This window comes from Vitreimonas sp., from assembly GCF_036392335.1.
Taxonomy (GTDB): Bacteria; Pseudomonadota; Alphaproteobacteria; order Caulobacterales; family Aquidulcibacteraceae; genus Vitreimonas.
The window spans coordinates 1-11,534 of record NZ_DASVYD010000024.1; the positions used below are offsets into that span (position 1 = coordinate 1).

At 63.6% G+C, this 11,534-nt stretch carries 11 protein-coding genes; 6 read left to right on the plus strand and 5 right to left on the minus strand.

From position 1 onward, the window contains the following. The coding region (locus VF769_RS05535; RefSeq protein ID WP_331007380.1) for a DNA-processing protein DprA at positions 1-735 on the plus strand (735 nt) is incomplete at its 5' end. Here VF769_RS05535 and VF769_RS05540 read toward each other — a convergent pair. After that, positions 702-899, minus strand: coding sequence for a hypothetical protein (locus tag VF769_RS05540; RefSeq protein WP_331007381.1), 198 nt, complete (start codon positions 897-899; stop codon positions 702-704). The genes VF769_RS05535 and VF769_RS05540 overlap by 34 nt on opposite strands. Positions 900-1,126: 227 nt before the next feature. On the opposite strand from VF769_RS05540, the gene topA reads away from it, so the two are divergent. The 4 genes from topA to VF769_RS05560 all read left to right on the plus strand — a co-directional run bounded on the left by topA (position 1,127) and on the right by VF769_RS05560 (position 7,217). Then, positions 1,127-3,766 (plus strand): type I DNA topoisomerase, encoded by a 2,640-nt coding sequence (gene topA / locus VF769_RS05545; RefSeq protein ID WP_331007382.1) that lies wholly within the window; start codon positions 1,127-1,129, stop codon positions 3,764-3,766. Between the two features lie 347 nt (positions 3,767-4,113). Continuing rightward, positions 4,114-6,405, plus strand: coding sequence for a ribonuclease R (rnr, locus tag VF769_RS05550; protein WP_331007383.1), 2,292 nt, complete (start codon positions 4,114-4,116; stop codon positions 6,403-6,405). Between the two features lie 20 nt (positions 6,406-6,425). Beyond that, a complete protein-coding gene (locus tag VF769_RS05555; protein WP_331007384.1) occupies positions 6,426-6,836 on the plus strand; it encodes a lipocalin family protein in 411 nt (136 codons plus the stop codon). Between the two features lie 75 nt (positions 6,837-6,911). Then, positions 6,912-7,217 carry a hypothetical protein gene (locus VF769_RS05560; protein ID WP_331007385.1) on the plus strand — a complete coding sequence of 102 codons (306 nt, stop codon included), beginning with the start codon at positions 6,912-6,914 and terminating at the stop codon, positions 7,215-7,217. On the opposite strand, the gene VF769_RS05565 is transcribed toward VF769_RS05560, so the two are convergent. From VF769_RS05565 to VF769_RS05580, 4 genes are read right to left on the minus strand one after another with little or no spacing between them, the layout of a single operon-like run. Then, positions 7,214-8,368, minus strand: a complete 1,155-nt coding sequence (locus tag VF769_RS05565; RefSeq protein ID WP_331007386.1) for a GNAT family N-acetyltransferase — start codon at positions 8,366-8,368, stop codon at positions 7,214-7,216. The genes VF769_RS05560 and VF769_RS05565 overlap by 4 nt on opposite strands. Before the next feature lie 4 nt (positions 8,369-8,372). Beyond that, a complete protein-coding gene (locus VF769_RS05570) occupies positions 8,373-8,834 on the minus strand; it encodes a RidA family protein (RefSeq protein ID WP_331007387.1) in 462 nt (153 codons plus the stop codon). A gap of 45 nt (positions 8,835-8,879) precedes the next feature. Then, entirely contained in the window at positions 8,880-10,142 is a 1,263-nt protein-coding gene (locus VF769_RS05575) for a DNA polymerase IV (RefSeq protein ID WP_331007388.1), read from the minus strand. Between the two features lies 1 nt (position 10,143). Next, a complete protein-coding gene (locus VF769_RS05580) occupies positions 10,144-11,031 on the minus strand; it encodes an ROK family protein (RefSeq protein WP_331007389.1) in 888 nt (295 codons plus the stop codon). 134 nt (positions 11,032-11,165) lie between these two features. Between VF769_RS05580 and VF769_RS05585 the strand changes: the two genes are divergently transcribed. Continuing rightward, entirely contained in the window at positions 11,166-11,531 is a 366-nt protein-coding gene (locus VF769_RS05585) for a response regulator (protein ID WP_331007390.1), read from the plus strand. Positions 11,532-11,534 lie beyond the last annotated feature (3 nt).

Sequence of the window (11,534 nt, forward strand, 5' to 3'; positions counted from 1 at the left end):
CTGATGTTCACCGAGCGCCTGGCCGCTGAGCTTGGCGCTGCAGGCTTCACCATCGTCTCCGGCCTCGCCCGCGGCGTCGACGCGGCCGCCCACAAAGGCGCACTCGCGACGGGCACCGTCGCCGTACTCGCCGGCGGTCTCGATCACCCTTACCCGCCGCAGAACCTCAGACTGCATGAAGCCATCTGCGAACAGGGCGCCGTGATCACCGAAGCGCCGCTCGGCACGATCGCACGCGCCCGCGACTTTCCGCGCCGCAACGCGATCATCTCCGGCGTCTCGCGCGGCGTTGTCGTGATCGAAGCCGCCTTGCGTTCAGGCTCGCTCATCACCGCCCGCGCCGCCGCCGATCAGGGCCGCGATGTCATGGCCGCGCCCGGCTCGCCGCTCGACGTGCGCGCCCGCGGCTCGAACGCGCTCATCAAGCAAGGCGCCACACTCATCGAAAGCGCCGAGGACGTGATCGCAGCCCTCGGCGAGGTCACGCCCGCGCGGCCGCTTTCGGCGGGGCCCCTGTTCGACGACGCCCTAGAAACGCCGCCCCCGTCCAGCAAACTTCAAAAGCAAATCCTCGATCTGCTTTCGCCCACACCCGTGCACGTCAATGATCTGGCGCGCTTGTTGGAGGCGCCCACCGGCGCGGTCGCCGCCGCGCTGACGGAATTGGAACTCAATGGCCGCGCCGCCTCGCTCCCCGGCGGCTACGCTGCATCGTCGGGCTCGGCGTTTTCCTGAGCTTGGCGTTCGGCTTCGCGCGCGGCCTCCTCCAACAACTGGCCCAGCTTGCCCAGACCCATGGCGCGGGCCATATGCGCCAGCTGGGCGGCGACATCGCGGACATACCCCGCCACGTCCTGGGGCGAGATTTCATCCAGCCGCCCGTGATTGTTGTCTGACATTAGAATCCCCGCCAAACACAACCATGCTAGGTTGTCTATCGCACCTTACAGTTGCAATCGCTACAGATTCGCCGATTGTTGCAAGGGTCTAAATTTGAAGGGAAAATTAGGGCCATCGGCGCATAAGCGGGCGCTGCGCCATATCCGGGCGCGTTGACACGAGCCGGGTCGCCCCCCAGTTTCCGGCCCCGCTTCGGCCCTCAAAGCCACGAGAAATTCCGCCACACATGAACGTCGTCGTCGTCGAATCCCCGGCTAAGGCCAAGACAATCAACAAATATTTGGGCTCGGACTATAAGGTCCTGGCCTCGTACGGCCATATCCGCGACCTGCCGCCTAAGGACGGTTCGGTGAAGCCGGACGAAGACTTCGCCATGGATTGGGAGATCGATCCAAAGTCCCGCCAGCGGGTCAAAGACATCGCCGACGCGCTCAAGACCGCCGACAATCTCATCCTCGCCACCGACCCGGATCGCGAAGGCGAAGCCATCTCCTGGCACGTGCTTGAGGCCCTCAATCAAAAGAAGGCGCTGAAGGGCAAGACGGTAAAGCGCGTCACCTTCAACGCCATCACCAAGCCCGCCGTGCAAGCCGCGATGGCCGCCCCGCGCGACATCGACATGGAGCTGGTGGACGCCTACCTCGCCCGCCGTGCGCTCGACTATCTCGTCGGCTTCGGCCTCTCGCCGGTGCTCTGGCGCAAACTCCCGGGCTCACGCTCAGCCGGCCGCGTGCAATCGGTGGCGCTGCGCATCATTGTCGACCGCGAAGTCGAGATCGAGCGCTTCAAGCCGCAAGAATATTGGTCCGTTGATGCGGCGCTCCAGAGCCCGCGCGGCGAAAGTTTCAGCGCGCGCCTCTCGGCGTTCCAAGGCAAAAAGCTAAAGCGCCTCGACATCGAAAACCAAGCGACGGCCTTCGCCGCGCGCGACGCGATCAAGGCCGGCAAGTTCATTGTCAGCGCGGTGGAAGCCAAGCCGACTAAGCGTAATCCGCCGCCGCCGTTCACGACATCGACGATGCAGCAGGAAGCCGCGCGCAAGCTTGGCTTCAACGCCTCGCGCACGATGCAAACCGCGCAGCGTCTCTACGAAGCCGGCCACATCACCTACATGCGGACCGACGGCGTCAGCATGGACGAAGGCGCGATCCGCGACTTGCGCACCGCAATCGGCAAACAGATGGGCAATAATTACGTGCCCGCCGAGCCGCGCAAATACGCATCGAAGATCAAGAATGCGCAGGAAGCGCACGAAGCGATCCGCCCGACCGATCCGTCGAACACGCCGCAACAGCTCAGCCTCGATGGCGATCAAGCGAAGCTCTATGACCTGATTTGGAAGCGCGCCGTCGCCTCTCAGATGGAAGCGGCCTCGCTCGAACGCACCAGCGTCGATTTCACCGAGCCGACGGGCAAGGTCGAACTCCGCGCCACCGGCCAAGTCATTCTCTTCGACGGCTTCTTGAAGCTCTACCAAGAAGGCCGCGACGACGAGGAAGACGAAGAAAACCGCCGCTTGCCGCAGCTTAAGCAAGGCGAGAGCGTCAAGGTCGAGGACGTGAAGGCTGACCAGCACTTCACCGAACCGCCGCCGCGTTACTCGGAAGCCTCGCTCGTCAAGAAACTCGAAGAACTCGGCATCGGCCGGCCTTCGACCTACGCGGCCATCCTCGAAAAGCTGCGCGAGCGCAATTACGTCACGATGGATAAGAACCGCTTCATCCCGGATGATCGCGGCCGCATCGTCATCGCCTTCCTCGAAAATTTCTTCGGCAAGTATGTCGAATACGATTTCACCGCCGACCTCGAAGAGAAGCTCGACGAAGTCAGCGCCGGCGAACTCAATTGGAAAGCGCTGATGCGCGACTTCTGGAAAGATTTCAGCGGCGCCATCGCCGACACCGGCGATCTGCGCATCACGCAAGTGCTCGACACGCTGAACGAGGTGATGGGCCCGCATATCTTCCCCGCGAAGGAAGACGGCTCCGATCCGCGCACCTGCCCGCTCTGCGGCGTGGGCCAGCTTTCGCTGCGCCTCGGCAAGTTCGGCGCCTTCGTCGGCTGCTCGAACTACAACGGCGATCCGCCGTGCAAATACACGCGCCAACTCGCAGGCAGTGAAGACGCCGAGCAAGCTATTCCGTCCGACGGTCTCATCATTGGCGAAGGCCCCAACGGCCCGGTGGTGTTGAAGAACGGTCGCTTCGGCGCCTATTTCGAAACGCCGAATCCGAACGATCCCGACAAGCCCAAGCGCGCCAGCGTGCCGAAGGGCCGCGCGCCGACGGACGTCGATCTCGAAACCGCGATCAAATTGCTCTCGCTGCCGCGCGAAATCGGCATGCACCCGAGCGAAAACGAAATGATCGTCGCCAATATCGGCCGCTTCGGCCCGTACATCAAAATGGGCAATCTCTATGTGAATCTGCCCGGCGCCGACGACGTGCACGAAATTCAAATGAATCGCGCCGTCGCTTTGATCGAAGAAAAGAAAGCCGGCGGCGGCAAAGGCCGCTTCGGCCGCGCAGCGCCCGCGCCATTGAAGGAGCTTGGCGAAAGCCCCGTCACCGGCAAGCCGGTGCGCGTGCTGAGCGGCCGCTACGGCCCCTACATCAATGACGGCGAAACCAACGCCAACGTGCCGAAGGAAAAGAAGCCCGAAGACGTCACCTTCGACGAAGCCCTCGCCCTCCTAGCCGCCCGCGCCGAAGCCGGCGGCGGCAAAAAGAAAAAGAAAGCGCCAGCGAAGAAAGCCGCCGCGCCAAAGGAAGCCGCGCCTAAGAAGGTAGCCGCCAAGAAGGCGGCGGCTCCGAAGAAAGCGGCCGCGAAAAAGCCGGCGGCTAAGAAGGCTGCGAAGAAGGCGTGACACTGATCTCCCTTCTCCCGCATGGGCGGGAGAAGGTGGTCCGCCGTAGCTTGGCGAAGGCGGACCGGATGAGGGTGGGACTTCGAGATGAGCCCAATCCTGCAACCTCACCCCCTCACCCGCTCGAACAAGTTCGAGCGACCTCTCCCCCTCGCGGTGGAGAGGTGACACACTGAGATTCATGGCGTCCAAAAGTGCTCGCCTCTTTCAGGTCTTTGCGCTCTGGGCGGCTTTGTTCGTCCTATTCGGCGTGAGTGCTGGATTTGTCGGGGCAGACTGGCCCATCCTGATCCCATTGATCGGCGCATTTGTTCATTCGCTGATCGTCGCCACTAGCAAACGATAACATGCCCAAACGCCCACCCACCTTCCCTGAGCCCCTGACCCGCGAGCGCGTGCTCGAGGCGATCCGCAAATCTGGCGGCAAGGCGCAGAAACGCGACATCGCGCATGAATTGGGCATTGGCCCCGAGCAGAAGAAAGAGCTCCGCCACATCCTGCGCGAGCTGGAAGAAGAAGGCGCGCTCGGGCGCACCGGGCGTAAATCCTACGCCGACGCGAACGCGCTGCCTGAATCCGGCGTGATGGATATTGTCGATCGCGATCCGGACGGCGAATTGCTCGCGCGCATGCGGGGCCCAGAGGGCTATTTCGGCCCGATGATCCGCCTCGCCCCCGGCGAAGCGCGCCGCATGAAAGGCGAAGCCGCGATCGGTGTGGGTGATCGCGTACTGGCCCGCATCGCACGCGAAGAGAGCGGCGAATTCGTCGCCCGCGTCGTCAAGCGCCTCGGTCAAAGCGCGCACCGCATCTTGGGCGTCTATCGCGCCAACAAGGACCCGCGCGCCAAATTTGGCGGTGGCCGCGTCGAACCCGCCGACCGTAAAGCGCGCTACCCGCTGCTGATCGAACAGCAGCATGTCGGCGAAGCCGAAGACGGCGACCTCGTCTTCGTCGAACTGGCGCCCGAACGCGGCCGCGCGCATGGGCCGAAGCGCGGCATCGTCAAAGAGGTCATCGGCCGTGAAAGCGATCCGCGCGCCGCCTCGATCCTGGCCATGCACACGCACGGCATCAGCGAAGGCTTCTCACCGGACGAGGAAGCGCAAGCCAAGGCGGCGCAAAAGCCCACGCTCAAGGGTCGCACCGATCTGCGCGACGTTCCGCTCATCACCATCGACCCCGAAGACGCGCGCGATCACGACGACGCCGTCTATGCCGCGCCCGATACGGACGAGAAGAACAAAGGCGGCTGGCGCGTCTGGGTCGCCATCGCCGACGTCGCCGCTTACGTACAGCCCGGCTCGCCGCTCGATCGCGGCGCTTGGCGGCGGTCGAACTCCACCTATTTCCCCGATCGCGTGGCGCCCATGCTGCCGGAATCGCTGTCGGCCGATCTCTGCTCGCTGCGTGAGAGCGAGGAACGCGCCTGCTTGGCCGTGGAGATGATCTTCAACCGCGACGGCCAAAAGATCCGCCACAAATTCGTGCGCGGCCTGATGCGCTCGGCGGCGAAGCTCTCGTACGAACAAGCGCAAGCCGCGATCGACGGCAAACCGAACGACAAAACAGGCCCACTACTTGAGACGATCCTGAAGCCGCTGTGGGCGGCCTATGCGTGCGTGTGGGCTGGCCGGCAAAAGCGCCAACCGCTCGAGATCGACGCACCCGAGCACAAGATCATCTTCAAGGACGGCAAGGTCGCCGGCGTGAAGCGGCGCGAGCGCTTCGATGCGCACAAGCTCATCGAAGAATTCATGATCCAGGCCAACGTCTGCGCGGCCGAGACCTTGGAGCAGAAGAACCGCCCGCAAATCTACCGCGTCCACGATCGCCCGAGCGACGAGAAGATCGCCTCGCTTTCGGACTTCCTGCCTACTGTCGAGATGAGCTGGACCAAAGGCCAAAACGTCACCGCCGCGCGCTTCAACCGCATTCTACATCTGGCCGAGACGTCGCCGAACAAGGACATCATCAACGAGGTCGTGCTGCGCACCCAATCGCAGGCCGTGTATTCACCCGACAATATCGGCCATTTCGGCCTCAACCTCGCGCGCTATTCTCACTTCACCTCGCCCATCCGCCGCTACGCTGACGTCACCATCCACCGCGCGCTGATCCGCGCGCTGAAGCTGGGCGATGATGGCGCGACGGATAAGGAAGAGGCGCGCTACGTCGAGACGGCCGAGCACATCAGCGAAATGGAGCGCAAATCCATGGCGGCCGAGCGCGACGCCACGGCGCGCTATATCTCCGCCTTCCTCGCCGATCGCGTCGGCAACACATTCGAAGGCCGCGTCACCGGCGTCACCCGCTTTGGCCTCTTCATTCGCTTGGACGAAACCCAAGCGGACGGCCTCGCGCCCATCTCCACGCTCGGCAATGAACGCTGGGTGCACGACGAAGCCGCGCACGCGCTCGTTGGCGAACAAACCGGTCAACGCTTCCCGCTCGGCATGCGTGTCGAAGTGCGTCTGGATGAAGCGACGCCAATCAGCGGCGGCTTGTTGTTTAGCGTGCTCAGCGATCCGCTCGAAGCGATCCCCGGTTGGCGCAAATCACGCATGAGCCGCCAAGGCCGCGGCGGCGGTGGCGGGTTTCGCGATCGTGATACCAAACGCGGCAAGCGGCGGCGCTAATCCGGTTATGGAGGTTGAGCATGTCGATTGAGCGTTGCGCGATCACGTGCATAAGCGCCCTCGTTCTATTTGGCTGCGAGCAATCCTCACCGCCAACGGCGCAAACGCCATCCACGCCCGTAGTCTTGGAACCGACAATCGTACCTGGGCAGCCCGATGGCTTCACAGATATCGACGACACCCCGCTGACGCGCGCAGAGGTTATCGGCATGTGGGGCCTTAGAGCGGGTTGCGGACAGCCGTACGTCTTCAGTGAGGACGGCACTTTCGCCGACTACGCCGGCGCGAGCGGCAATTGGTCGATTGAAAACGACGTGCTCACTCTTACGTACGCCAACAGAATATCCGCGCAGCCCGTGAACCAATTGAACGACAATACCTTTGCTGCCGGTGATCCCAACGGCCTTATGGTCATGTATCAGCGGTGCTGAAAGCGGCGGCGCCGAAGCCGGGAACAGCGGAACAGTCGTGACAACGCAGCGTTGATCCAGGCGAAGGATCAGCCCATGCGCAATCTCGTTTACACCACATTCTTGATCGCCAGCGCCTCCACCGCAGCGTTGGCGCAAGCCGACGACAAACGCCCCGCCGAACCCGCGCCAATCGCCGCAGCGCCGTTCGAAGCGCGCGAAGCTTGGTGCCAGGACTACGTCGCATGGTTCGTCGGCGAAACGCCCGTCGCGCGCCCGGCTCCAGCTGACGTGCGCCCCACGCATCGCCTCGAGGTCGAACTCAATTCCTGCAAGCTCGATCCGCGGGAGTACGAACGCCAAACGCTCGCCGAGTTGCCGCGCCCTGAGCGCGCGGGCTAATCAGTCTTCCTAAACGGCGTGTGCTCGGCCAACACCTCAGCTTCGTTCACGATCGCGGGCGTCTCGGCGTTGAGATAGTGCGCGATCGCGGTGCGCAGGCCCGGATGCGCGATCCAGTGCGCGCTATACGTCGGCGCCGGCACGTAGCCGCGCGCGAGCTTGTGATCGCCCTGGGCGCCGGCTTCGACGCGCGGAAGCTTGAGCTCGATCGCCACGTCGATAGCTTGATAATAGCAGAGCTCGAAATGCAGGAACGGCACGTCGGCGACGCGCCCCCAATAACGCCCATAAAGCGCCTCACCGCCGATCAGGTTGAGCGCCGAGGCGATCGGCGCGCCGTCACATTCGGCGACGAAGAGCACGCACTTGTCGCCCATGCGTTCGCCAAGCAAATCGAAGAATTGGCGATTGAGATAGGGCGAGCCCCATTTGCGCGAGCCCGTGTCCATGTAGCAGCGGAAGAAGAAGTCCCAGTCGTGGGCTTTGATGTCGTCGCCTTGCAGGCGCTTGATGCGCACGCCTTCGCTGGCGCGTTCGCGCTCGCGCCGGATCGTCTTGCGCTTCTGCGAGGAGAGGTCGGCGAGGAAATCGGCGAAGCTGGAATAGTCACGGTTGAACCAATGATATTGCAGCCCGACGCGCGTCAGATAGCCGAGCGGGGCGAGGCGCTGGCACTGCGCTTCGCTGGCAAACGTGGCGTGCACGGACGACGCGCCGGCGCGCTGAGCAAGCCCGATCGCGCCCTGCGCGAGCGCTACTTCAACGGCGGCGTCGCGCGCGAAGATGCGCCGGCCCGGCACCGGCGTGAACGGCACGGCGCATTGCAGTTTGGGATAATAGGCGCCGCCAGCGCGATGCAACGCATCGGCCCAGGCATGGTCGAACACGTATTCGCCGTAGGAATGATCCTTGGCGTAAAGCGGCATGGCGCCGACGATCGCGCCGCCCGCCTCGCGCGCGATCAAATGCGCAGGCTGCCAGCCGCTGGCTGCCGTAGCGCAGCCGCTCTCTTCAAGCGCTTGCAGAAAATCCCAGCAGAGGAATGGATCAAACGGTGCTTCGGCTGGATTGGCCAAGCCGTCCCAGACAGCGCGCTCGATATTGGCGAGGTCGCCAATTACGGAGATCGAAAGCGCGTCCGTGCCGTCCATTCAACTATTCTAATTCAAAAATCCCATCGACTTCGACTGCGAAATCCAGTGGCAAATTGGCGACGCCCACGGCCGAACGCGAATGCCGGCCCGCGTCGCCGAACACAGCGACCATGACGTCCGAGCACCCATTCACGACCTGCGGGATTGGGCTGAAATCGGCCGTCACATTGACGAAGCCGCTCAGCTTCACCACGCGCTTGACCCGATCCAAATCGCCGCCGCACGCCGCCTTCACCTGCGCCAGCAGATTGAGCGCACAGAGCCGCGCGGCCGCCTGGCCTTCCTCGACCTCGATCGCGTCGCCCAGCTTGCCCTTGATGCCGCCGCTCGCGTCGACCGAGACTTGGCCGGACACATATACGAGGTTGCCGGAAACGACGTACGGCACATAGGAGGCCACCGGCGCCGGCGGCGTCGGCAGCGTGATGCCCAATTCCTGCAAGCGCGCGTCAACCCGGCCCATCTGATGCTCCCTCAGTGCGTTACATCTCTACTAGCGGCACCAACCTCACTCGTCATCCCAATCCGCTTTCAGCGCCCGGCCGGTTTGCACGGCGTCCTTGCCAAACTTGCTTCGCGCCTTGGCGATGGCCGCCTCGGCGGCGGCGCGTTTGGGGGTTTCGGTGTCGAGCATGTCGCCTTTGTCGGCGGCGGCCGCGTCGCTGAAATCGGAGAGGCCGACGCCGATCAGCCGATACTTGGTGCGGCCATCCGCATCGCCCGCCAGCAGTTCGCGGGCGGTTTCGAAGATGCGGTGCGCGAGCAATGTCGGCTCCGGCAATTGGCGGCGGCGGGTGATGATCTTGAAGCGCGCATCTTTGAGCTTCAGCGTCAACGTGCGGCCCGCGGTTTCGCTGGCGCGGCAGCGCGCGGCGACCTTCTCGCAGAGCGGCCAGAGAATGTCTTCGAGCGCTTCGATGGCCGATATGTCCTCGAAGAACGTGGTCTCCGACGAGATGCTTTTGCGTTCGCCGTGCGGATCGACCACGCGCGGATCATCGGCCATCGAGAGCGCAAAGAGATGCGCGCCCCAATCGCCGTAAAGCGCACGCATGCGCTGCGGGCCGACGAGCCGAATGTCGCCGATCTTCTTCAGGCCATTGCGTTCGAGCGCGGTCGCGCCCGCGGGGCCAACACCGGGCAGCGTGGAGACGGCTCGGCTCTCGAGGAAGGCAAGCGCCTCGCCGCGCCCGATCACGGAGAAGCCGCGCGGCTTGTCGAGATCGCTCGCGGTCTTGGCCAGGAATTTATTGAAGCTGAGCCCGATCGAGACGGTGAGCCGGCGTTCTTCCCAGATTCTGTTCTGCAGCTTGATCAAGGATTGCGCGGGCGAGCCGCCATGCAGCGCTTCGGTGCCGCTTAAGTCCATAAACGCTTCGTCGATGGAGAGCGGCTGCACCTGCGGCGTCAGATCTTCCATCATGCGGCGGATGATGCGGCCTTCCTCGACATATTTGCGCATCTCGCCATGCACGACTTTGGCTTGCGGGCAGAGCTTCAGCGCCTTGAACATCGGCATGGCCGAACGCACGCCATAGGCGCGCGCGACATAGCAGCAGGTGGAAACAACCCCACGCTTGCCACCGCCGACGATGACCGGATGCGCCTCCAGGCTTGGATCGTCGCGTTTTTCGATCGAGGCGTAGAACGCGTCGCAATCGAGGTGGGCGATGGAGAGCTGGTTGAGTTCGGCATGCTCCACCGGCAAATCCCCGCCGCAGACGCAGCGTGCGCCTTCGATGACGCGCGCGCAGGCGCGGCAGAGCATCATCTCAGGCCGCTTCCTCCGGCGTGAACAGCCAGGCGGCGCCCCGCACGCCTGAGCTATCGCCGTGCATGTTCTTGACCACTTTCGTTTTCACCACATCCGAGAACACATGCGCGATCAGCTTGCCGCGCACACTTGGATATAGGCGCTCGACGTTCGAAACGCCGCCGCCGAACACGATCACGTCGGGATCGATGATGTCGATCACCACCGCGAGACAGCGCGCGATCTTGTCGGCGAGGTGATCGAGCGCGACGATCGCTTTGGCATCACCAGCCTGCGCGGCTTCGTCGGCCTCGCGCGCGCTCATGCCGGCCCAGCGCTTGAAGCCGGTGCCGGAGACCCATTGCTCCAGGCATTGCCAGCGGCCGCACCAATCACGCACGGGCGTTTCGTCGGCCCGGGCCCAAGGCAAGGGCGTGTGACCCCATTCGCCGCCGACGCCGTTGACGCCTTCGATGGTCTTGCGATCGACAACAACGCCGCCGCCGCAGCCGGTGCCAAAGATCGCGCCAAACACCACGCGTCCACCAGCGGCCGCGCCGTCCACGGCCTCCGAGAGCGCGAAGCAATTGGCGTCGTTCTCCACGCGCACAGGCCGCGCGAGCGCAACCTTCAAGTCCTCCAGAAAGGGCTTGCCGTTGAGCCAGGTCGAGTTGGAATTGCGCACCATGCCGGTGATGGGCGACAGCGAGCCGGGCATGGCCACGCCCACCGCGCCGGCGCGCTTGCCTGTTTCCTGTTCGATTCGCGCCGTCAAATCGGCCACCGCACGCACCGCGTCCGAGTAATTCCCAGGATTTGGCACGCGCTGGCGGACAAGGATTTCGCCATTGGAATCAAGCAGCGCCCCCTCGATCTTGGTGCCGCCGAAATCCACGCCTAGCCGCATACTGCAATCCTTAAGGTCTTCTTAACAATACTGGCGAGATTGCTGGTATTGCGATGGGTTGTTAAGGCCTCGGCGCTATAAGGCCGTTCTTCAGCCTATCTGGGCTCTCGGGGCCGCAAAAGCGAAGCGGGTAAATGGCCAAAACGGTTCTCATCGTCGAAGACAGCGAACTCAATATGAGGCTGTTCAACGATCTGCTGGAAGCCTTTGGCTACCGCACCGTCAAGACCAAAGACGGTCGCCAAGCCTTGCCGCTCGCGCGCGAACACAAGCCCGACCTCATCATCATGGATATCCAGCTGCCGGAAATCTCCGGCCTGGAAATCACCGATCGCCTGAAGAAGGACGAGGCGCTGAAGCACATTCCGGTCGTGGCGGTGACGGCGTTCGCGATGCGCGGCGACGAGCAGAAAATCCTCGCGGCCGGTTGCGACGCCTACCTTTCCAAGCCGATCTCGGTGACCACCTTCCTCGAAACCATCCGCAAGTTCATCGGCTAGGAG